Below are 20527 nucleotides of genomic sequence, written 5' to 3'. Positions count from 1 at the left end.
CAGGTTAGCCAAGGTTCCGGCCCAGGCGTACAAGGGGAGACAACGCCATCAGCGCCGGGGACAGCATCATGCCCGCGGCGGTCGCCAGGAGGCTGGTACGCAGCCCCAACTCCTGGGCGAGGAAACCGCCGAGGAGCGAGCCCAGCGGAGTCAGCCCCATCCCCACGAACGTGATCGTCGCGGCCGCCCGCCCCTGCATCCCGTCCCGGGTCACGGCCTGCCGGACCGCCATGACGGTGACGCTCACGAGCTGTCCGCCGGTCCCGAACACGAAGTTGACCGCGACGAGGACGGAAACCGTCATCGCGGACGGCCCGTGCAGCGCGGGCACGCCCAGGTACGCGCCGTCGCCGAGAACCGCCGCGACCACGAGCACCCTGCCGTATCCGAACCGCCCCGGCAGCCGGGCGGCCAGGATCGAGCCGACGAGCGCGCCCGGCCCCGTCGCCGCGAGCACCAGACCTACGGCGGTGCCCGACAGGTGCAGTTCCCGGGGGAGGAAGACCAGATAGACGGTCATCGTGGCAGCGAGCGAGAACTGGAAGGCGGCCGAGGCCAAACACACGGTACGCAGCGAGGGATCGCCGGCGACGAAACGCAGGCCCTCATGAATCCGCCGCCATACCCGGGTCGGACGCTCCGAGCACACCGGGATCGCTTCGGTGCGGCGGATCCGTCGCACCGACAGGAAGGAGAGCGTGAAGAACAACGCGCCGGAGGCGACGGCGACCGGAGCCGACAGCAGGGACACCAGCGCGCCGCCGAGGGCGGGGCCACCGATCTGGGCCGCGGACCGGCTGCCCTCCAACGCACTGTTGCCCCGCACCAACTGATCGCGTGTCACCAGCCGGACCAGAGAGGCCTGATAGGCCACATCGAAGAACACGGACAGACTCCCGGCAGCGAAAGCGACCACGAACAACACGGGCAGACCGAGCCAGTTGAGGAGTCCGGCCGCCGCGGCGGCGCCCAGCAGCAGGGTCCGGCCGACGTCCGCACGCACCATCACCGTGCGGGTCCGCCATCTGTCCACCCACGCGCCCACGAAGAGCGAGAGCAGCAGGATCGGCGCCTGCCCCACCGCGCGCAGGACGCCCAACTGTCCGGCACCGATGCCGAGTGTCAGGACGGCGAAGAGGGGCAGCACCACCAGGCTTGTGTGTTCGCCGAGTTGGGAGGCGGTCTGGCCCACCCAGAGCCGGCGGAAGTCCGCGTCCCGCCACAGGCTCGACGGAACGGCCGGACCGGAAGCGGATGCGGCGGAGGAAGAAGACGGCACGGGAACCCTTTGAGTCGCCGACAACGAGATCCGCGAACCGGCGCGCGGAAGGCGCGCCCACGGTTCGAGCGGGGGAAGGCTCGCTGTGCCGCAGCTTCGAGGGCGGCACGCGATGACGGGCCGGTCAGGCCTACGACGTCAACGCGCGCCCGGACGACCGGGCATCTCCCTGCTCCAACTCCTCGTCGGCGACTGGCTGTTCGGACACTAGCCCGCAGGTGCCCCGGCGGCAAAGCCGATTACCGTCGCCCACGGATCGCGGCGGCCCCGGTCACCCGGCGCTCAGGAACCGCAGTACGGCCAGCACCCGGCGATGGTCGCTGTCGACCGACGGCAGGTCGAGCTTGGTGAAGATGCTGTTGATGTGTTTGGCCACCGCGCTGTCGCTGACGACCAGTTGGTGGGCGATGCCGGAGTTGGAGCGCCCCTCGGCCATCAGAGCCAGTACCTCGCGCTCACGCGGGGTCAGTCGGTCCAGGGGGTCGCTGGCGCGGCGCAGCAGGAGTTGGGCCACGACCTCGGGGTCCAGGACGGTGCCGCCCGCGGCGACCCGGCGCAGGGCGTCGACGAAGTCCTCGACGTCGGCGACGCGTTGCTTGAGCAGATAGCCGACGCCACCGGTGTTCGTCGTCAACAGGTCGGCGGCGTACCGCTCTTCGACGTACTGGGACAGCAGCAGCACCGCGGTCGTCGGCCACTCGCGGCGGATCACCAGGGCCGCCCGCACTCCCTCGTCGGACTGGGCGGGCGGCATGCGGACGTCCACGACGGCTATGGCGGGGCGGTGTTCGGCGACGGCGGCGAGCAGGGTGTCGGCGTCACCGGTCTCGGCGGCGACCTCGTAACCGGCCATCTCCACCACCTTGACCAGGCCGACCCTGAGCAGCACCGAGTCCTCGGCGATCACGGCGAGACGGCGCACGGCAACTCCACGGTGATGACGGTCGGGCCTCCGGCGGGGCTGCTGATCGCGAAGGCGCCGTCCACCGAGGCCGCCCTGCGGGCGAGTCCGGCCAGGCCGGAGCCGTGGGCGGGGTCGGCGCCGCCGGGACCGTCGTCCGCGACGGTCACCCGGAGCCTACCGTCGCGGATCTCGGCGCTGACGTCCGCCCGGGAGGCGCCGGGGGCGTGCTTGGCGACGTTGGCCAGCGCCTCGGAGACGGTGAAGTAGGCGACGGCCTCGACGGTCGGGGCGAGCCGCCCGGGTAGGTCGACGCGCAGTCGCACCGGGAGCGGGCCGCGGGCGGCGATGCCGGAGAGGGCCGCGTCCAGGCCCCGGTCGTCCAGGACGGCCGGATGCAGTCCCCGTACCAGGGTGTTCAGCTCGTCTATCGCCTCCTTGGCGTCCCGATGGGCCTGGTCGATCACTGCTCTCACCTCGTCCGGCAGGTCGGTGAGCGTCGCCCTGGCGATACCGAGGTTCACGGCAAGGGAGACCAGGCGTTGCTGTGCCCCGTCGTGCAGGTCCCGTTCGATCCGCCTGCGTTCGGCGTCGGCCGCGTCCACCGCCCCCGCCCGGCTCTCGGCGAGGTCCTCGACCCGGCGCGCCAGCCGTTCGCTGCGGCTGGGGCCGAGCAGTAGCCGGGCGGCGCGGGTGTCGAGGCGGACGAGGACGAAGGTGAGCCACAGGGCGAGCAACAGGGCGGCGATTCCCGACGCGTTGACGGGCAGGGCCTCCGTCGTGGTCCGGAGGAACTTCGGCCGCTGCTCAGGGGGCACGACCCACATCCAGGCCAGGGCGGTCCCGGCCGACGCACCCCAGCCCCACAGCACGACGGTGGCGATCGTCCCGCAGGACACCAGCGGCGCCACCAGCAGGTGATAGGCGCCCTGCCGCCAAGTCGCCCCGGCACGCAGCCACTTCACCGCCCCACGACGCGTGGGCCTGCGCTGCGCGACGGGAAGCCGCGGTATGTCGACACCCGCGAGCGCGGCGAACCTGCGGCGCTGGGCGGCGGTCAGTGCGCCGACGGCGTAGAGCACGACCAACAGCGGTACGCAGACGGCCAGTTGGATCTCCGGCACGGCACTCGTGTCGGGGAAGAACAGCCACGGTTCCGCGAGCAGCAGCAGGGGGATCAACTGCAGCGGCAGGCCGACGAAGTTGAAGAGCATCGCACGGCCCACGCGTGCGAAGACGCCGCGCAGCGCGGTGAGAAGGGGCATGCGCACACCGTAGGCCGCGGGCGGACCGACGGACCATGCGGCTGGCTCCAGCTTCGGGCTGTACCCAGCACCACCCTCAAGTCGGAAATCCTCGTTACCGACCCCAACACCCCTCCCGACCAGGCTTGTTCGCATGACGACGACAACGTGCTGGACGTGGCCCTCCCGTGTGCTCACCGCCGCCGGGGTTGCGCTGATCCCCTGGATCCTCGTGCTGTCGCGGGTGGCCGGCGCATACCCCGTGGCCTGGATCGGCCTGGACACGATGGAGGCCATCGGCCTCGTCGGCACCGGCCTGTTACTGGCCCGCCACGACCCACTGCGGGTCGCCGTGGCCCCGGCCACCGCCGTCCTGCTGACGGTCGACGCCTGGTTCGACGTACTGACCGCCGGCCCCGGAGTCCTCATGGCACTGCTGATGGCCGCGTGCCTCGAACTGCCGCTCGCCGCACTGTGCGCGGCGGTGGCGTGGAACGCGCTGCGCGAGCTGCCCCCAGCGGACCAGAACCACCGAAGCGGATTCCCTAAGGCAGGTTGATAAAGTAGCCTTAGCATATGAACGACGATCTGGACCCTGAGGCGGTCGCCTCAGCCCTGCTGTCGAGCATCGGCCTGCTGGTGCGACGAGCACGCCAAGTGCCGCTCGTGGGCGGGCTCACGATGCCCGAGCGGTCCGCGCTGGCGCAGCTCGACCGCACGGGCCCCACCACCTCCTCGGCGCTGGCCCGGGACGCGCAGATCACCGCGCAGGCCATGGGGGCGACGCTGGGCTCGCTGCGGACGCGCGGCCTGGTCGAGCGTCGTCCGGATCCGGACGACGGCAGACGTGTGGTGCTGTCGGTGACCAACGCGGGGCGCCAGGCGCTGCGGAACAAGCGGAACGAACGGGCCGAACTCCTTGCCCGGGCCCTGACCAGCGGCGCGTTCACACCGACGGAGCTGGAGCAACTCGCGGCGGCGGCACCGCTGTTGGAGCGACTGGCCCAGACCATCTGACGCCGACGGATCCGGAGGAAACAGGCGGATGACGAACGCTCCCAGGACACGTACCCCGCGCCGTCCGGTCGGTGACGACCGGTACAAGTGGACCGCCCTGACGAACACGACCGCCGCGGTCTTCATGTCCGCGCTGGACGGCTCCATCGTGCTGATCGCCCTGCCGGCGATCTTCCGTGGCGTGCACCTGGACCCGCTCGCACCGGGCAACATCGCCTACCTGCTGTGGATGATCATGGGGTACCGGCTGGTCCAGGCCGTCCTGGTGGTCACGGTCGGCCGCCTGGGCGACATGTACGGCCGGGTCCGGATCTACAACTCGGGGTTCGCGGTCTTCACGTTCGCCTCGATCCTGCTGTCCTTCGACCCCTTCGACGGCGGCCACGGAGCGATGTGGCTGATCGCCTGGCGAGTGGTGCAGGCCGTAGGCGGCTCGATGCTGACCGCGAACTCGGCCGCGATCCTCACCGACGCCTTCCCCGAGGAGCAGCGCGGCTTCGCCCTGGGCATCAACCAGGTCGCCGCCCTGGGCGGGATGTTCATCGGCCTGGTGGCCGGCGGTCTGCTGTCGGCCTGGGACTGGCGGGCGGTGTTCTGGGTGAACGTGCCCGTCGGCGTGTTCTTCACGCTGTGGGCCTACCGCACCCTGCGCGAGACCGTCCGGCGCGACGGCGGCCGGATCGACTGGTGGGGCAACATCACGTTCGCGGTGGGCCTCAGTGCCACCCTGATCGCGATCACGGCCGGCCTCCAGCCCTACGACGGGCACACCATGGGCTGGACCAACCCCCTGGTCGACGTACTGATCGCCGGCGGGCTGCTCCTCCTCGCGGCGTTCGTCGTCATCGAGAACCGCGTCTCCGCGCCGATGATCCAACTGAGTCTCTTCCGCCAACGGGCCTTCACCTTCGGCAACTTGGCGGGCCTGGCCATTTCGATAGGCCGGGGCGGGATGCAGTTCGTGCTGATCATCTGGTTGCAGGGCATCTGGCTTCCGCTGCACGGCTACCACTACAGCGACACACCGCTGTGGGCCGGCATCTTCATGCTGCCGCTGACCGCCGGGTTCCTCGCGGCCGGGCCCGTCTCCGGCTATCTCTCGGACCGGCTCGGCTCCCGGGGCCTGGCCACCGGCGGCGCGCTGCTGTTCGGCGCCAGTTTCCTGGGTCTGATGTCCCTGCCGATCGACTTCGGTTACCCGGTGTTCGCGGTGCTGATCGCACTCAACGGGATCGCCAGCGGCATGTTCGCCTCCCCCAACTCCTCCTCGATCATGGGCAGTGTGCCCGCCCGGTCGCGCGGTGTCGCCTCCGGTATGCGCGCCACCTTCCAGAACTCCGGCACCGCCGTCTCCATCGGTGTGTTCTTCTCCCTCATGATCGCCGGACTGGCCAGGAGCCTCCCGCACACCCTCACCGCCGGCCTGCAACAGCAGGGCGTCCCGGCCCACGTCGCAGCGCAGGTAGCGGGCCTGCCCCCGGTCTCGTCGCTGTTCGCCGCCCAGTTGGGCGTCAACCCGATCCAACACCTGCTCCAGCCCACCGGCGCCCTGACCCATCTGACCGCGACACAGCAACAGACCCTCACCGGAAGCGAGTTCTTCCCGACCCTGATATCGGGGCCCTTCCACTCCGGCCTGGTCATCGTGTTCGCCTTCGGCGCCACGCTCGCCCTCCTCGCCGCGATCGCCTCCCTGCTGCGCGGCACCGGCACCCGCCCCACGGCCAGGACCCCGGCACCGCGCGAGGCCGCCACCGGCGACGCCCTCGCGCGACCGGAGAAGTAGGCGACGGCTGAGACCACGGCACCCCGAGCCCGGCAACCCCAGGAGGAGCGACCCCCCCATGTCACCGACAACGATCGACCCGCGGAAGGGCACCGACGATCCGGTGAACCTCTCCGGACGCGTGCCGGGACGTACCGACACCCGACGAGAGCTGAACACCGTTGCCCAGCCGACTGGCTGGGACGACCTCATCGACGAACGCGACGGCGTCTCCCTCAAGCTCGGCGATACCGCCACCGCCACCGAGGTCGTCGCCACGGTGAAGGCGACGCGATGACCTTGCTCGGCCGACTCCTGGCCAACCGCAGAGCGGGTGAGTCCCACACCGCGTGGAACCTTCCCAACCTACGCGGCCCCGAGCAACTGACCCTCACCAGCGAGGACTTCGGCGACGGCGATGCCATTCCGCTGAAACACTGCGCGAAGAGCGTCGGCGGCGCCGACCTGTCGCCCCACCTGGCCTGGTCGCAGCTCCCCTCCGGCACGGCACAACTCCTGCTGGTCGTCGAGGACATCGACGTCCCGATCGCCAAACCGGCCGTGCACTGCCTCGCGTTGATCGACCCGACGGCCGGACACCTGGAACCCGGCGCCCTGTCCGCCCGACAACCGGCCCCCGGCGTACGGGTGTTGCGCTCCACCATCGGCCGCGGCTACCACGGCCCCGCACCCATCAAGGGCCACGGCCCCCACCACTACGTCTTCCAACTGTTCGCCCTCCCGGCCGCCGTGGACAACACCCCCGGCCCCACACCGATCGACCGGGCCCGGCCCCGCGCCCTCCTGCCCACGATCACCGCACCCGTCCTCGACCGCGCCCGCCTGACCGGCGTATACGAACGCTGACCCCAACACGGTTCAGCGCGCCCCCACTTCAGCCGACGACCGGCGCGGTCGGTGCTCCCGGCCGGTGGTGTCCAGGCCGTCGCTGTCGGTGACATCCATAGTGGTTTCGCCCCGCCACCCCTGTGGCTCCTACTTCACCAGCGCCGCCGCACTCCGGGCAGCGGCTCGACCCCGAGCCGGGCGCCCACCCGTCGGGGCCGATCTTGAAAGTGACCGTCGGCCCACCAGTCGGTCAGCAGCTCCAGCTCGTAAGCTACGCGACGCCGCGCAGCACCGAGCGCAGGTGCTCGGCGCTGGCCCACACGTCCTCGACCGGCCCCTTGGCCTTGGGCTCCTCGGTGAGGATGGTGTCCTGTTCGAGGACGTACCAGCCGTCGTAGCCGCGGGCGCTGAGGTGCGTGACGATGGCCTGGACGTCGACGTCTCCCGCGCCCAGCGGGCGGTACATGCCCTTGCGGACGGCGTCGGTGTAGCTGAGCTGTCCGGACTGGACCTTGGCGGCGATGGAGGCGTCCACGTCCTTCATGTGGGTGTGGGCGATGCGCTCGGGCGCCTGCCGGGTGAGTTCGGCGGGGTCGGTGCCGCCGATGAGCAGGTGGCCGGTGTCCAGGCAGAGGGAGATCGCCGAGTCCTCCAGGACGCGCCGGACCTCCTCGCCGTTCTCGATCATCGTGCCGACGTGCGGGTGCAGGACGGCGCGGACGCCGCGTTCGGCGGCGAGCGAGGCGAGCCGGTCGAGGTTGGACAGCAGCAGCTTCCAGCCGTCGGCGTCGAGATCGGGCCGGGAGTCGTAGCCGTCCTGGCCGGTGACGGCGGACAGGACCAGCACCTCGGCCTTCGAGGCGTCGTAGCCCTCCAGCAGCTGTTCGGCCTCGGGCAGCGGGTCGTGGCCGGGCACGTGCAGCAGCAGCGGGGTGAAGCCGCCGACCGCGTGCAGGTCGTGGTCGGCGAGGGTCCGGGCCATGGCGTCCGGCGCGGCGGGCAGGAAGCCCTCGGGGCCGAACTCGGTGGCGGCCAGACCGACCTCGCGCATCTCCTTGAGCACCTGCTCGGGCGTCAACTGGTAGCCCCAGCCGGGCACTTCGCACACACCCCAGGAGATGGGCGCGCCGGCGATCCGGTTCAGGGAGGAGGTGGTCATGCTGCGGCCTTTCTGAGGTTCGGGTGAGCGGTGAGAACCACCCTGATCAGATGACGGCCAGGGTTTACACGGACGCAACGGTAGGGGCGACGCGGGGCATTACTGAAGGGGGAAATCCATCATTTTCCCTTCATTGGATACGTCTTTTTTCCTTCATCAGCGCCGGCAGTACGCACACCCATCCGAGGTGGGCTTCAAGTGGAGCTGCATTCCCGAGGTAGGCAGGCTGCTCAAGCTGGCCGCCGCCTCGAAACCGCACGGAGTCGTCGCGGAGAGCGGCACCGGCATGGGCGTGGGTACCGCCTGGCTGCACAGTGGGCTCGGCGGCGGCGCCCGGCTGATCACCGTGGAACATGACGAGGAGCTGGCCCGTCGCACAGCCGATGCCTTCGCGGACGACGACCGGGTCACCGTCCTCACCGGGGACTGGCGGCTGGTTGACCACCACGCCCCGTTCGACGTGTTCTTCTGGGGAGGAAGTCGACGACCTGCGCGTCCGCTACCTCACGCACCCGGCCCTCGACGCCACCGAAGTACTCACAACACCGGCCAGTTCAGCGATTGTTGCCGCTCGTCGAGTCTAGAGGTCCACAGATCATCGACTTCAAGCAATTTCGTCAGTGAGCCCCCCGCTTCAGGAACAACTCCAGCCCGGCCAGCAGCCGTTCGACGTCCTCGGCGCTGGTGTAGGGCGCGAGGCCGATGCGCAGGCCGCCCGAGTCGCCCAGGCCGAGTCGGCGGGAGGCTTCGAGGGCGTAGAAGGAGCCGGACGGTGCGTGGACGTCGCGTTCCGCCAGGAAGCGGGAGGCGTCCTGCGTGCCGTGTTCACCGAAGGACGCGTCGAGGGTGAGCAGCACGGTGGGTGTGCGGTCGGCCGCCTTCGAGTGGACGGTGATCTGGTCGAGCGCGGCGAGGCCCTCGTCGATGCGGGTGCGCAGGGTCTCCTCGTGCCGGTGGAGTGCGGCCAGGCTTGCGGTAAGGCGCTCACGGCGGGTGCCGGTGGCGTCGCTGTCGAGGCCGGCCAGGACATCGACGGCGGCGCTCGTGGCCGCGAGCAACTCGTAGGGCAGGGTGCCGAGTTCGAAGCGTTCGGGTACCGCGTCGGAGGACGGCAGGAGCTTGTCGGGACGCAGGGTGTCGAGCAGTTCGGGCCGGGCGGCGAGGACGCCGTGGTGCGGGCCGAGGAACTTGTACGGCGAGCACACGAAGAAGTCCGCGCCGAGCTGCCCGATGTCGACCAGGGCGTGCGCGGTGTAGTGGACGCCGTCGACATGGAGCAGGGCGCCCGCCTCATGGGCCAGGCGGGATATCTCGGGGATCGCGGGCCGGGTACCGATCAGGTTGGAGGCGGCGGTGACGGCGACCAGCCGGGTGCGGTCGGACAGCGCGGCGCGGAGGTGGTCGAGGGTCAGTTCGCCGGTCGCGGGGTCGAAGTCCGCCCACCGGACGGTGGCGCCGACCCGCTCGGCGGCCTGGATCCAGGGGCGGATGTTGGCGTCGTGGTCGAGGCGCGTGACCAGGACCTCGTCCCCGGGCGACCAGGTCGTGGCGAGGGTGCGGGCGAAGTCGTAGGTGAGCTGGGTGGCGCTGCGGCCGAAGACGATGCCGGAAGGCCGCGCGCCGAGGAGGTCGGCCATGGCAGCGCGGGCCCGGGTGACGATGGTGTCGGCGTTGCGCTCGCCCGAGGTCACCTGGCCGCGGTTCGACAGGGGATTCGCCAGCGCCTGGGTGATGGCCTCGATGACCGGGCGGGGGGTCTGGGTGCCGCCGGGGCCGTCGAAGTGGGCGGTCCCCGCGTCCAGGGCGGGGAACAGGGCGCGCAGGGCGGTGATGTCGTACGTCACGGAAGTGAGCTCCTGTCGGTGCCGGGTGCGGGTCCTGGTGATCCGGGGGTCCAGAGCGATCATCGGGCATCGACGGGGTTCGGGGCAGTGGCCCTGCGGCTCAGCGTCCCGTTCGCCGTGGCAGCAGCCCGATCTCCTGCGCCCGCAGCACCGTGCTCACGCGGTCGCGGGTGCCCAATCTCCGGTACAGGCTCTCGACGTGCTTGTGCACCGTGCGGACGGAGATGCCCAGGCGATGGGCGATGGCCGAGGCGGTGAGCGCGTCGGCGAGCAGGAGGAGGACGGTGACCTGGCGGGGAGTGAGCCCGGAGTCCGCCGTCACCTCCGCCGCCTCGGGCGGTGTCGTGGTCGCGCGCCAGCGTTCGAGGAGTTGCCGTTGCTGTTCCACGCCGGCCAGCAGGGGCTGCATCTGTTCGGCGATCCGGACGTGGTCCTCGGTGAAGTCGCCGCCCGCGCGGTAGACCATGCAGCCGGTGACCGGGGTGGCCGTGCCCGGCAGCGGGAGCGCGAGCACATGGTCGGCGTCCATCAGCCTGCTGATGGTGCACGCGGTGCGGCTGTCCGCCCAGCCCTTGCCGGCCATCCGTCGGGCGGTGCCGGGTCGACGGGCGGCGCCGGCCGTGACGTAGTGGTCGGCGAAGGGGTAGCCCCGGCGCAGCACCGCCATCGCCTCGTCCCCGACGGCCCCGATGCCGTCGATGTCGTCGAGCCGTCCGAAGTGTGCCGCGGCGGCGGGCGAGAGCCCCATCGCGCCGGTCCGGTCGGTCCATTCGCCGAGCTTGTAGATCAGCGCCTCTCCGCCGATCAGGCCCGGCAGGGCCTCGGCGACCATCGGCCACAGCCGCTCGGGGTCCCGTTCGTGCAGAGCGGCCACCGCCACCGCCAGCATGCGTTCGTACGCCCCGGCCGGCCCGCCCGTCATACGCCTCACGATCCCGCGTGCCTCATTTCCACGTGCGCACGCACGTACGCACTTCTCCCCATATCACCACGGCCACGGCGCCAGGCAGAATTCACAGCGTTCCGGCAGCGCCTTCGACCTTGTGGATCAAGGGAGTTGACGGTACGGATCCGCCTGCGCGGGGGACAGGCGGATTTTCGCCGTTCCGGGTCACGCACCCGGGACGGGAAACAGCAGACAACTGCTGGTGGCGTGCGCGAGCAGCCGGTCCTTCTCGTCGAACAACTCGGCCTGGGCGAGCGCGGTGCGGCGTCCGCCGTTGAGGACGGTACCTACGGCGCGGACCCGCCCGGTGTCAGCGGTGATCGGGCGCAGGAACTTCACGGTCAGGTCGAGCGAGGTGTAACCCATGCCCTGCGGCAGGGTGGACTGCACCGCGCAGCCGGCGGCGGAGTCGAGCAGGGTGGCGTAGACCCCGCCGTGCACGCTGCCGATGGGGTTGTAGTGCTCCTCCCCCGGTATCAGGGAGAACACCGCGTGTCCGTGCTCCACCTCGTCGAGGGTGAAGTTCAGGGTGGCTCCGATGGGCGGCGCGGGCAGCCGTCCGCCGATCAGCTCCCGCAGGAACTCCAGACCCGTGGCCTGTCCTACGGCGGCTGCCGAGACCCCCGGGTCCTCCCACTCGTATGTGCGTGACCGTCCCATGCGGCGCTACCTCCCAGCTGGCTTCTCCCATGAAAGCTAGATCCCGTGACGGCTGGCTGTCAATGACAGAGTCAGGTGGCTATGGTGGCGGCATGGAATGGCTCGATGTGAGCACGGAGAACTGTCCAGTCCAGAGCACGCTCGATCTCGTCGGCGAGAAGTGGACCCTGCTGATCCTGCGGGACGCCTTCATCCGGGTCCGCCGTTTCGACGACTTCCGGCGCCATATCGGGCTCTCGGACGCGGTGCTCTCCGACCGGCTCCGCAAGCTGGTCGCGGCCGGCATCCTGACGACCGTGCCCTACCAACAGGCGGGCAGCCGGACCCGGCACGAGTACCGGCTGACGGCCAAGGGCCGTGATCTGTGGCCGGTCCTCATGGCCCTGCGGCAGTGGGGCGAGACATATGCCGCCGATCCAGCGGGCCCGGTCCTGGACGTCCGGCACACCGGGTGCGAGGCCCCGGTGCGGGTGGTGGTGGAGTGCGACGGGCCGCACGGCGCACTCGCACCGACCGAGGTGACGGCCGCGCCCGGTCCCGCGGCCCGTCCCGTACGAACTTCCCTACCGGAGTGAGTGCCTGGGCGACGCGGCACCGACCGTCAGCGAGGTGCCGTCGCCCCGGTGGACGGTGGCGGTGGGGAACAGCGGTGCGCTGCGGGTGAGTTGGGCACTGCCGGGCACCTCGGGGTACAGGCCGAGGCTCGCCCAGACCGCCCAGGACGACATGGCACCGAGGTCGTCGTTGCCGACGAGTCCGCCGGGGGTGTCGCTGAACAGGGTGGACAGGGCGCGCTGGACGACGGCCCCGGCACGGTCGGCGTGGCCGACGTGGGTGTAGGCCCAAGGGGTGCCGAACGAGGGCTCGTTGCCGAGGTAGGCGTAGGGCTCGCCGGCGCCGGCGTTGAGGCTGGTGAAGAAGGTGTCGAGGCGGGCGGTGACGGCCGCGTCGCCGCCCATCGCGGCGAACAGGCCGGGCAGGTCCTGCGGAACCATCCAGGTGTACTGGGCGGCGTTGCCCTCCACGTACTCCGTCTTCTGGGCCGGGGTGAAGGCCGGCCAGGTCCCGTCGGCGGCGCGGGGCTGGAGGTAACCGGTGGCGGGGTTGAAGAGGTTGCGCCAGTTCCCGGAGGCGCGCAGCAGGGTGTTGTACGTCGTCAAGTCGCCGAGTCGGTGGGCGAGTTGGGCGAGCGCGTAGTCGGCGACGGCGTATTCGAGGGTGGTGGAGACCGAGCCCCAGACGCCCTTGGTGCCGGCGGGGACGTAGCCGAGCGTGTCGTACTGCAGATGTCCGGGGCGCTGGCGGTCGTCCTGTCGGTCGGCGACGGCCGTGCGCAGCAGTTCGGCCGCGTCGAAGTCGGTGGCGCCGAAGGCGTGCACGGCGGAGGCGATGGCGGGCAGCGGGTCGCCGACCATGACGCCGCTGCCGCCGTTGGCGAGGGTCCAGCGGTCGTAATAGCCCGCTTGGAGGCCCTGGTTGAGGACGGACTGCGCGATGTCGGAGGCCTCGCGCGGGGCGAGCAGGGCCAGGAGCTCGACCTGGCAGCGGTAGACGTCCCAGCCGGAGAAGTTCGCGTACTGCACATGCCCGGCCCGGGTTTGGTGGACGGTGCCGTCCATGCCGGTGTAGCGGCCGTCGGTGTCGCTGAAGACGCTGGGGTGCAGGAGGGCGTGGTAGAGGGCGGTGTAGAAGACGCGGCGCTGGGCGTCCGTGCCGCCGTCGACGGTGATGCGGTTCAGCCACTGGTTCCAGTCCGCGCGCACGGCCTGCTGGACGGTGTCGTAGGGCTGCGCCTTCTGCTCCGCCAGTGCGTTGCGCCGCGCGCCCTCGACGTCGACGAAGGAGACGCCGACCCGGGCGGTCACCGTGCGCACGTCGGGGGCGAAGGTCACCATGGCCGCACCGGCTTTGCCGTCGGGGTGGGTGGCCTGGGCGAAGGGCTGGTCGAAGGTGGCGTGGAAGTAGAGCCGGTAACGGTTCTTGGACTTGCAGAAGGCGCCGCTGTCGCTGTAGCCGGACAGGGTGTTGGTGCCGATGTCGACCGTTCCGGTGGCCGCGGTGAACGCCTTGGCCGCGTCGATGCTCACGGCGGCGGGGCGGGTGTCGGTCGCCGGGTAGGTGAAGCGGGCGATGCCCGAGCGCTGGGTGGTGGTCAGGTCGGTGCCGATGCCGTTGTCGAAGGTGACGTGGTAACTGCCGGGCGCCGCCTGCTCGTTGGCGTGCGAGAAGGTGGCGTACGCCGGCGGTGCGGCCTCCTGGGTGGGCATGAAGGGCACGTTGCCGTAGGCGGCGCAGCCCGCTCCGGAGATGTGCGCGAGGCTGAAGCCGCGGATGCGGTTGTCGCCGTAGGAGTAGCCGCCGTGCTGGTACGTCACCGTGTCGGGGCTCCACTGCACCCCGCCGAGCGGCGCCGAGGCCCCCGGGAACGTGTTGCCGGCGCCGCCGCCGTGCCCGAAGTCGGTACCGCCGGGGGCGGTACCGACGAACGGGTTGACGTATCGCGCGAGGTCGTCGACGGCCCGGGGCCGGGGCGTGCCGTCGGCCCGGACCGGGGCGGCGGCCGCTCCGGACGCCACGAGCACCGAGGCCGCCAGGGCAGCCCGAAGCAGGGGAAGTCGCACCACGTTTCTCCAGCCAGAGGGGGAACCCGCCGCCCGCGCGGCGCCGGACCGCGAGTGTCCCCAACGCGACCTCCGCTCCCGTGCCGCCACACCGGCCGGGCGCGAGGACCAGCCGGTCGGGTTATCGCTCCCGCAGGCCTCGGATGTACGGGCGGCGATGGCGGTCGGCGAAGCTCCCCGCCGCGGAGGCGTCCGGGAAATGCGGCGGCGCCGCCCACCAGCTCGTGTGCGGCGCCGGCACGGACGGCAACCGCCACACGGTCAGGCATAAGACGTGCTTGGCGGGACACCCGGGGAACGAGTCACTTCAGAACGAGGAGCCCCTTCGCATGGTCACTCCCCCTCCCCAGATCCTGCGCGTGCTGCTGGCCCGCTACGCCGAAGCGTGCGTACGGATGCTCGAACACGACACAGCGGCAAGGCGGAACACCCTCAAGGACATCGCGAACACGCTGTGCGTCGTCACCGGGACGGGCGAGATCAAGGACGCCCTCACCACGGCGGACCGTCTGCTCGCCGAGGAGCAGGCGCGCGCGGCGGCCCGCCGACATGGAGCGGGCCCGCTTCGGAACGGCCGGTCCCTGGCGGCCTGAACCGTCAACGCCAACTACGGGCGGCCGCCGCCAGGGACCGGCCGGGTGGCCTTCTCGAAGAGGGACAGCCCCACCCGGCTACTTCCTGCCAGACCCCCCGCTCCCGAAGGAACCGCTGGAACCCGGCTCCCACTTGGGAACATCCTGATTTCGACCGCGTCGGCTCCCTGAAGCGTGGAGGTTGCTCGGCCTGAGCCGCTCGCTCTCGTCGGCGGCACGGGGGACCTCGTCCGGCTCCCGCACCTCACGCACTTCCCGTACGGGTCCGGACTCCGGCAGCGTGGGGTGTTCGTCCGCCCGGGGCGGCCGCGGCTCCCGCCGCCGCACCTTCATACCCAGCCAGACCGCCCACGTCAGCAGACCCACGACAACGAGGCCGCCGACGAACGCGCCGATCGCCCCCCTCGCCGCGTCGGACGCGGCGAGGTACTGCAGTGCGTTCTGTAGTCCGTTCTGTGTAGTCATGGTCGCCGGGTACCCGGTCGGCGGGGTGATAAAAAGCCTCCTCCGGTCGCGTTCGTTGCTCCGAACGTCGCTGTCGTCGCCCACGCCCTCGTGGCACGGGCGGATCTCGCCGGTCCCGGCGGTACCGTCGCCGCCCGGAGCCCCCTTCGGCCGTCGTGGCATCGCCCGTTTCCCAAGGGGCCGCCGGGGCACTCGCCCGGGGCGCTTTCGCCGGAGCCGGAGGAGGAGCATGACCGAACTGTCGGAACGCAGCGACGACACACGGCAGCACGAGACGGGCACACCCTCTCTGGGACGTGCGCTGCTGCGCTGGGCCTCGACGACCGATCACAAGGTGATCGGCAAGCTCTACATGGTCACGGCCTTCTGCTTCTTCCTGTTCGCCGGACTGCTGGCGCTGGGGATGCGGGCCGAACTCGCCCGTCCCGGGCTGCAGTTCATGGGTGAGCACACCTACAACCAGCTCTTCACGGTGCACGGCACCATCATGATGCTGCTGTTCGCCACCCCCATGTTCGCGGGGTTCGCGAACGCCGTGATGCCCTTGCAGATCGGCGCTCCCGACGTCGCCTTCCCGCGCCTCAACGCCCTGTCCTACTGGATGTACCTGTTCGGCGGCCTGATGGTCGTGTCGGGATTCCTGGTGCCCGGTGGCGCCGCGGCCTTCGGCTGGTTCGCCTACGCGCCGCTGAACAGCGCCTACCACTCTCCCGGCGCGGGCGGTGACCTGTGGGTGATGGGGCTGGTGGTGACGGGTGTCTCGACGACCCTCGGCGCGGTCAACTTCATCACCACCATCCTGTGTCTGCGCGCGCCCGGAATGACGATGTTCCGGATGCCGATCTTCACCTGGAACATCCTGTTCACCTCGATCCTGGTGCTCCCCGCCTTTCCCGTCCTCACGGCGGCCCTGCTCGCCCTGGAGGCGGACCGGAAGTTCGGGGCGCATGTCTTCGACGCGGCGAACGGTGGCGCCCTGCTGTGGCAGCACCTGTTCTGGTTCTTCGGACATCCGGAGGTCTACATCGTGGCGCTGCCGTTCTTCGGGATCATCTCGGAGATCCTGCCGGTGTTCTCCCGCAAACCGCTCTTCGGGTATCTCCCGCTGATCGGCGCGACGATCGCCATCACCATGCTGTCGTCGGTCGTGTGGGCGCACCACATGTTCGCCACCGGGGCGGTGCTGCTGCCGTTCTTCTCCCTCATGTCGTTCCTGATCGCGGTCCCCACCGGCATCAAGTTCTTCGCGTGGATCGGCACGATGCGCAAGGGATCCCTGTCGTTCGAGACCCCGATGCTGTGGTCAGCGGGATTCCTGGTGTCGTTCCTGCTGGGGGGCCTCAGCGGCGTCCTGATCGCGTCCCCGCCGCTCGACCTCCATCTCACGGACTCCTACTTCATCGTGGCGCATCTGCACTACGTCCTGTTCGGCACCGTCGTCTTCGCGATGTTCGGCGGCTTCTACTTCTGGTGGCCCAAGTTCACCGGGAAGATGCTGGACGAGCGGCTCGGCAAGCTGCACTTCTGGCTGCTGTTCCCGGCCTTCCACCTGACGTTCCTGGTGCAGCACTGGCTCGGCGAGACGGGGATGCCGCGCCGGTACGCGGACTATCTGCCCGCCGACGGATTCACGGCCCTCAACACCCTTTCGTCCATCGGGGCGTTCCTGCTCGGGATCTCCACCCTGCCCTTCCTGTACAACGTCTGGCACACCGCGAAACACGGGCGTCGCGTGGAGGAGGACGACCCGTGGGGCTACGGGCGCGCGCTGGAATGGGCGACGTCCTGTCCGCCGCCCCGCCACAACTTCGTGGCCCTCCCCCGGGTGCGTTCCGAATCACCGGCCTTCGACCTGCACCACCCCGAGATCGTCGAGCTGACCGAGGCGGAGGGACCGCGATGAAGGTGGAGGCACTGCTCTTCGGCGGTGTGGCGGCGTTCTTCGCCGGCGCCGCGGCCCTGTACGGCTGGTGGGCCGCCGACCCGGCCGGAACAGCGGCGCTGGCGGTCGCCTTCCTGATGGCCGCGCTGGTCTCGTTCTTCTGCGCGGTCCAGTACCGCCGCAAGGGGCGGCGTCCTCAGGACCGCCCCGACGCCGAAGTGGCCGACGGTTCGGGCCCGTTGGAGTTCTTCCCGGCGCAGAGCCCCTGGCCGCTGATCACGGCCCTGGGCTTCGCGGTGGTGTGCACGGGCGTGGTCTACGGGCTGTGGCTGCTCCTCATCGGCTTCGGTGTTCTGGCCCGGGGTGTTCTCGGGATGGTGTTCCAGTACGCGAACCGGGGCGTGGACCAGGAGGACTGAGGGCTGCGGGTGTCCTGGGCGCGCCCGGCCGGAACTTCTCGACGGGCAGATGGCCGCTCTCGTATCCGCCGTCCACGGACTGCCGTACCTCGCCCGATTCGTCACCCGTCGCCAGGCGCTCCCGTTCCGTCTCCAGGAGGGCACGGCACAGGGTCCGGGTGAGGACGAACGCGATCACCGGCGCGACCACCACGGCGACCCGCAGCACCCAGGTCAGCGCGTTCAGGGAGATCCGGAACGTCTGCGCCACGACGTCGTTGCCGCCGGCCAGCAGCAGCACGCCGTAGAAGACGATCCCGGCGACGCCAAGGCCGGTGCGGACAGGGCGTTCGCGCGGGCGGTCGCACAGGTGGTGTTCCTGGTCCCGCTCTCCCGTCAGCCGCTGTTCGACGAACGGGTAGGCGTACAGGGCGAGGAAGAACAGGCCAGGCAGGACGACGGCCGGGAGCAGGACGTTCCACATGACGGTGTGTCCGGCGATGTTCGTCTCCCAGGGCGGCACCAGCCGCAGTGCGCCTTCCAGGAAACCCACGTACCAGTCGGGCTGGGAGCCCGTCGACACCTGGTCGGGGCGGTAGGGGCCGTACGTCCACACCGGGTTGATCTGGGCGACAGCGGAGAGCACGGCCAGCACGCCGAAGACCATGAGCGACAGGCCGCCGGAGGCCGCTGTGAACTGGGGGTAGAGGGGTTTGCCGACGACGTTGCCGTTCGTCCTTCCCGGCCCGCGCCACTGGGTGTGCTTCAGATAGAACACGAGGATCAGGTGCACGGTGACGAGCCCGATCAGGAGACCGGGCAGCAGCAGGATGTGCATGCCGTACAGCCTGGGGACGATGTCGTGGCCGGGAAACTGGCCGCCGAAGACGAACATGCTCACGTAGGTGCCGACGACGGGGATGGACGCCATGATGCCCTGGGCGATCCGCAGTCCCGTCCCGGAGAGCAGGTCGTCGGGGAGCGAGTAGCCGGCGAAGCCCTCGGCCAGGGCGAGCACGAACAGCGTGACGCCGATGACCCAGTTGGCCTCGCGCGGCCGGCGGAAGGCGCCGGTGAAGAAGATCCGGAGCAGATGCAGTCCGATCGCGCCGATGAAGACGAGCGCCGCCCAGTGGTGCAGTTGCCGGATCAGCAGTCCGCCGCGGACGTCGAAGCTGATCCGGAGGGTGGAGTCGAACGCCTCCGACACACGGACGCCGCGCAACGGCCCGTAGCTCCCGGCGTACACCACTTCATGCATGTCGGGCGTGAAGAACAGGGTCAGCCACACGCCGGTGAGCACCAGGACGATCAGGCTGTACAGGGCCAGCTCCCCCAGGAGGAAGGACCAGTGGTCGGGGAACGCCTTGCGGAGAAGTCTCCCCGCGCCGTCGTACGACGGCAGCCGCGCGTCGACGGCGTCCGCGAGACGTTCTCCGGGCGGACGCCCGGGACGGTCTTCGACGGGCTCCCTGCCAGCTCTCCGGCCCACGGACCGCCTCCTTCTGTACCGACTGCACCGCCCGGCTCAGCCCATGCCTTGCCTCCGATTCCGCCCGCGAGTACCCGGATCCCGCGAAACACTCGCCCGGCCCGGGGACGGCACTCCTTCGGGTGCACGGGCACGGTCGACGACCGGGCGTGACGGTGTTCAGGGTGGTGTGAGCTTGTCGAGCTGCGCCGCGAGGCCGGGGTGGGTGGCGGTCAGGTGGGGACGTGCGGCGTTGAGGGGGCGAACGAGCTCGGCGGGGTCGTCGTGGGCAAGGGCCGCATGAAGTTCGCCGAGCGGGACGCGGGCCGCGATGGGCAGGTCGGTGAGGGCGGTGATCTGGCCGGCGAGACGGCGTAGATCGGCTGCGTTGGCGCGAGCCCAGGAGGCGGTGGTGCGCTGGGCGGCGCGGCGTTCGCGGGTTGCCTGGACACGTTCTTCGCCGGTGGTTCCGGCCGGTCCGGGACGGCCGCGCAGGTAGCGGCGTTCGGCGGCCTGGCGGCTGGCGACGCCCAGGGGGTCGGCGAGATCCGCCCAGCTGGCACCCGCGTCGCGGGCGGTCTCGATCAGGCCGGTCTCCCATCCGGCGAGCTGCTCGCGCACCTGCCGCAGCAGCATCAGGGAGGCCAGCACCTGCTCCGGCCCGGGACCGAGACCGTTGGACGCGTCCGGGGACCCTCGCCGGGCGTCGCGCAGGGCGTCGTCAATGGCATGGAGCGCCGCCGCGGCTGCGAGAAACGACGCCGGGCTGTGGGCGTTCGCGCTGGTCGCGGACGGCTGGTCACCTGCGGTCACGGGCATCTCCCTCTGATTGTCATCACGTAGACGACTTCATGTTTGTCATCCATTGGATGACATGTTACAACGGTGTCAGCGAGGCGCATTGGCAGCAACTGCCTGAACCTGCTGGAGGTGTTTTCACGATGTTGATGCGCACTGACCCCTTCCGTGAGCTGGACCGGCTGGCACAGCAGCTCATGGGCCCGGGCACCTGGTCACGGCCGTCGGCGATGCCGATGGACGCCTACCGAGAGGGCGACGAGTACGTGGTGGCCTTCGACCTCCCCGGCGTCACCTCGGACGCGATCGATATCGACGTCGAGCGGAACATGCTGACCGTCCGGGCGGAGCGACGGCCGGTGACGAAGGCCGACGACGTGCAGATGGAACTGTCGGAGCGGCCTCTGGGGGCCTTCTCCCGCCAGATCGTGCTCGCCGACACCCTCGACACCGAGCACATCCAGGCCGACTACAGCGCGGGCGTGCTCACCCTGCGCATCCCGATCGCCGAGCGCGCCAAGCCGCGCAAGATCTCCATCGGCGTCGGATCCGGCCGCAAGGAGCTGTCCGACTGACACCAGCCGGACCGATGCGGAGGGCGGGCACCTGATCTCCCCCTCATTCCGCCCTCCGCA

Annotated in this window: 21 protein-coding genes and 1 pseudogene; 11 read left to right on the top strand and 11 right to left on the bottom strand. The window is 70.5% G+C overall.

Features of this window, described 5'->3' with window-relative positions:
• Nucleotides 1–4 precede the first annotated feature (4 nt).
• The 3 genes from AB0M63_RS26170 to AB0M63_RS26160 all read right to left on the bottom strand — a co-directional run bounded on the left by AB0M63_RS26170 (nt 5) and on the right by AB0M63_RS26160 (nt 3445).
• A complete protein-coding gene (locus tag AB0M63_RS26170) occupies nt 5–1279 on the bottom strand; it encodes an MFS transporter (RefSeq protein WP_366021109.1) in 1275 nt (424 codons plus the stop codon).
• Nucleotides 1280–1550: 271 nt separating this feature from the next.
• Nucleotides 1551–2132, bottom strand: a complete 582-nt coding sequence (locus tag AB0M63_RS26165; RefSeq protein ID WP_366021314.1) for a response regulator transcription factor — start codon at nt 2130–2132, stop codon at nt 1551–1553.
• A gap of 50 nt (nt 2133–2182) precedes the next feature.
• Complete coding sequence (locus tag AB0M63_RS26160; protein ID WP_366021108.1) at nt 2183–3445, bottom strand: sensor histidine kinase; 1263 nt, start codon at nt 3443–3445, stop codon at nt 2183–2185.
• Between the two features lie 133 nt (nt 3446–3578).
• On the opposite strand from AB0M63_RS26160, the gene AB0M63_RS26155 reads away from it, so the two are divergent.
• The 5 genes from AB0M63_RS26155 to AB0M63_RS26135 are packed head-to-tail and all read left to right on the top strand — an operon-like array spanning nt 3579 to nt 7073.
• Entirely contained in the window at nt 3579–3983 is a 405-nt protein-coding gene (locus tag AB0M63_RS26155; protein WP_355915245.1) for a hypothetical protein, read from the top strand.
• Nucleotides 3984–4000: 17 nt separating this feature from the next.
• Nucleotides 4001–4441, top strand: a complete 441-nt coding sequence (locus tag AB0M63_RS26150; protein ID WP_366021107.1) for a MarR family transcriptional regulator — start codon at nt 4001–4003, stop codon at nt 4439–4441.
• A 28-nt stretch (nt 4442–4469) separates the two neighbouring features.
• Nucleotides 4470–6227 carry an MFS transporter gene (locus tag AB0M63_RS26145; RefSeq protein WP_366021106.1) on the top strand — a complete coding sequence of 586 codons (1758 nt, stop codon included), beginning with the start codon at nt 4470–4472 and terminating at the stop codon, nt 6225–6227.
• Nucleotides 6228–6285: 58 nt separating this feature from the next.
• A complete protein-coding gene (locus AB0M63_RS26140; protein ID WP_366021105.1) occupies nt 6286–6504 on the top strand; it encodes a hypothetical protein in 219 nt (72 codons plus the stop codon).
• Nucleotides 6501–7073, top strand: coding sequence for a YbhB/YbcL family Raf kinase inhibitor-like protein (locus tag AB0M63_RS26135; protein WP_366021104.1), 573 nt, complete (start codon nt 6501–6503; stop codon nt 7071–7073). Before AB0M63_RS26140 ends, AB0M63_RS26135 begins: the two co-directional genes overlap by 4 nt.
• Nucleotides 7074–7326: 253 nt before the next feature.
• Here AB0M63_RS26135 and AB0M63_RS26130 read toward each other — a convergent pair whose 3' ends face one another.
• Entirely contained in the window at nt 7327–8214 is an 888-nt protein-coding gene (locus AB0M63_RS26130) for a sugar phosphate isomerase/epimerase (protein ID WP_366021103.1), read from the bottom strand.
• A 133-nt stretch (nt 8215–8347) separates the two neighbouring features.
• Between AB0M63_RS26130 and AB0M63_RS26125 the strand changes: the two are divergent.
• A pseudogene (locus tag AB0M63_RS26125) lies at nt 8348–8798 on the top strand (transferase).
• Between the two features lie 33 nt (nt 8799–8831).
• Here AB0M63_RS26125 and AB0M63_RS26120 read toward each other — a convergent pair.
• The 3 genes from AB0M63_RS26120 to AB0M63_RS26110 all read right to left on the bottom strand — a co-directional run bounded on the left by AB0M63_RS26120 (nt 8832) and on the right by AB0M63_RS26110 (nt 11664).
• Complete coding sequence (locus AB0M63_RS26120) at nt 8832–10058, bottom strand: cysteine desulfurase-like protein (protein ID WP_366021102.1); 1227 nt, start codon at nt 10056–10058, stop codon at nt 8832–8834.
• Nucleotides 10059–10158: 100 nt separating this feature from the next.
• Nucleotides 10159–10980 carry a LuxR C-terminal-related transcriptional regulator gene (locus AB0M63_RS26115; RefSeq protein WP_366021101.1) on the bottom strand — a complete coding sequence of 274 codons (822 nt, stop codon included), beginning with the start codon at nt 10978–10980 and terminating at the stop codon, nt 10159–10161.
• A 189-nt stretch (nt 10981–11169) separates the two neighbouring features.
• On the bottom strand, nt 11170–11664 hold the full coding sequence (locus AB0M63_RS26110; protein WP_355915221.1) for a PaaI family thioesterase: 495 nt from the start codon (nt 11662–11664) through the stop codon (nt 11170–11172).
• Between the two features lie 92 nt (nt 11665–11756).
• Here AB0M63_RS26110 and AB0M63_RS26105 point away from each other — a divergent pair, with 92 nt between their 5' ends.
• Nucleotides 11757–12239 carry a helix-turn-helix domain-containing protein gene (locus tag AB0M63_RS26105; RefSeq protein WP_366021100.1) on the top strand — a complete coding sequence of 161 codons (483 nt, stop codon included), beginning with the start codon at nt 11757–11759 and terminating at the stop codon, nt 12237–12239.
• Here AB0M63_RS26105 and AB0M63_RS26100 read toward each other — a convergent pair.
• Nucleotides 12228–14285, bottom strand: coding sequence for a GH92 family glycosyl hydrolase (locus tag AB0M63_RS26100; protein ID WP_366021099.1), 2058 nt, complete (start codon nt 14283–14285; stop codon nt 12228–12230). The genes AB0M63_RS26105 and AB0M63_RS26100 overlap by 12 nt on opposite strands.
• 329 nt (nt 14286–14614) lie before the next feature.
• On the opposite strand from AB0M63_RS26100, the gene AB0M63_RS26095 reads away from it, so the two are divergent.
• Complete coding sequence (locus tag AB0M63_RS26095; RefSeq protein WP_366021098.1) at nt 14615–14878, top strand: DUF5133 domain-containing protein; 264 nt, start codon at nt 14615–14617, stop codon at nt 14876–14878.
• A gap of 78 nt (nt 14879–14956) precedes the next feature.
• Here the strand turns inward: AB0M63_RS26095 and AB0M63_RS26090 are convergent, their stop codons facing one another.
• Nucleotides 14957–15427: a DUF6479 family protein gene (locus tag AB0M63_RS26090; RefSeq protein WP_366021097.1), complete on the bottom strand. Its 471-nt coding sequence runs from the start codon at nt 15425–15427 to the stop codon at nt 14957–14959.
• A 145-nt stretch (nt 15428–15572) separates the two neighbouring features.
• Between AB0M63_RS26090 and ctaD the strand changes: the two genes are divergently transcribed.
• Nucleotides 15573–17246, top strand: a complete 1674-nt coding sequence (ctaD, locus tag AB0M63_RS26085) for a cytochrome c oxidase subunit I (protein ID WP_366021096.1) — start codon at nt 15573–15575, stop codon at nt 17244–17246.
• Nucleotides 17243–17644 carry a cytochrome c oxidase subunit 4 gene (locus AB0M63_RS26080; RefSeq protein ID WP_355915203.1) on the top strand — a complete coding sequence of 134 codons (402 nt, stop codon included), beginning with the start codon at nt 17243–17245 and terminating at the stop codon, nt 17642–17644. Before ctaD ends, AB0M63_RS26080 begins: the two co-directional genes overlap by 4 nt.
• Here the strand turns inward: AB0M63_RS26080 and AB0M63_RS26075 are convergent.
• Nucleotides 17562–19028: a ubiquinol-cytochrome c reductase cytochrome b subunit gene (locus AB0M63_RS26075; RefSeq protein ID WP_366021313.1), complete on the bottom strand. Its 1467-nt coding sequence runs from the start codon at nt 19026–19028 to the stop codon at nt 17562–17564. The genes AB0M63_RS26080 and AB0M63_RS26075 overlap by 83 nt on opposite strands.
• Nucleotides 19029–19274: 246 nt before the next feature.
• On the bottom strand, nt 19275–19907 hold the full coding sequence (locus AB0M63_RS26070) for a type III effector protein (RefSeq protein WP_366021095.1): 633 nt from the start codon (nt 19905–19907) through the stop codon (nt 19275–19277).
• Between the two features lie 128 nt (nt 19908–20035).
• Here AB0M63_RS26070 and AB0M63_RS26065 point away from each other — a divergent pair, with 128 nt between their 5' ends.
• Nucleotides 20036–20467 (top strand): Hsp20/alpha crystallin family protein, encoded by a 432-nt coding sequence (locus AB0M63_RS26065; protein WP_355915197.1) that lies wholly within the window; start codon nt 20036–20038, stop codon nt 20465–20467.
• Nucleotides 20468–20527: the final 60 nt, after the last annotated feature.

The organism is Streptomyces sp. NPDC051576 (assembly GCF_040681835.1).
Classification (GTDB): domain Bacteria; phylum Actinomycetota; class Actinomycetes; order Streptomycetales; family Streptomycetaceae; genus Streptomyces.
Note: the sequence above shows the minus strand (reverse complement) of the source record. Positions and strands in the feature narration are given on the sequence as shown.

Excerpts from the sequence above, each read along its gene's own strand:
- AB0M63_RS26135 (WP_366021104.1), top strand. The coding sequence starts at position 6,501 with ATGACCTTGCTCGGCCGACTCCTGGCCAACCGCAGAGCGGGTGAGTCC.
- ctaD (WP_366021096.1), top strand. The coding sequence starts at position 15,573 with ATGACCGAACTGTCGGAACGCAGCGACGACACACGGCAGCACGAGACG.
- AB0M63_RS26140 (WP_366021105.1), top strand. The coding sequence starts at position 6,286 with ATGTCACCGACAACGATCGACCCGCGGAAGGGCACCGACGATCCGGTG.
- AB0M63_RS26160 (WP_366021108.1), bottom strand. The coding sequence starts at position 3,445 with ATGCCCCTTCTCACCGCGCTGCGCGGCGTCTTCGCACGCGTGGGCCGT.
- AB0M63_RS26080 (WP_355915203.1), top strand. The coding sequence starts at position 17,243 with ATGAAGGTGGAGGCACTGCTCTTCGGCGGTGTGGCGGCGTTCTTCGCC.
- AB0M63_RS26150 (WP_366021107.1), top strand. The coding sequence starts at position 4,001 with ATGAACGACGATCTGGACCCTGAGGCGGTCGCCTCAGCCCTGCTGTCG.
- AB0M63_RS26155 (WP_355915245.1), top strand. The coding sequence starts at position 3,579 with ATGACGACGACAACGTGCTGGACGTGGCCCTCCCGTGTGCTCACCGCC.
- AB0M63_RS26105 (WP_366021100.1), top strand. The coding sequence starts at position 11,757 with ATGGAATGGCTCGATGTGAGCACGGAGAACTGTCCAGTCCAGAGCACG.
- AB0M63_RS26165 (WP_366021314.1), bottom strand. The coding sequence starts at position 2,132 with ATGGCCGGTTACGAGGTCGCCGCCGAGACCGGTGACGCCGACACCCTG.
- AB0M63_RS26065 (WP_355915197.1), top strand. The coding sequence starts at position 20,036 with ATGTTGATGCGCACTGACCCCTTCCGTGAGCTGGACCGGCTGGCACAG.
- AB0M63_RS26130 (WP_366021103.1), bottom strand. The coding sequence starts at position 8,214 with ATGACCACCTCCTCCCTGAACCGGATCGCCGGCGCGCCCATCTCCTGG.
- AB0M63_RS26115 (WP_366021101.1), bottom strand. The coding sequence starts at position 10,980 with ATGACGGGCGGGCCGGCCGGGGCGTACGAACGCATGCTGGCGGTGGCG.
- AB0M63_RS26095 (WP_366021098.1), top strand. The coding sequence starts at position 14,615 with ATGGTCACTCCCCCTCCCCAGATCCTGCGCGTGCTGCTGGCCCGCTAC.
- AB0M63_RS26145 (WP_366021106.1), top strand. The coding sequence starts at position 4,470 with ATGACGAACGCTCCCAGGACACGTACCCCGCGCCGTCCGGTCGGTGAC.
- AB0M63_RS26110 (WP_355915221.1), bottom strand. The coding sequence starts at position 11,664 with ATGGGACGGTCACGCACATACGAGTGGGAGGACCCGGGGGTCTCGGCA.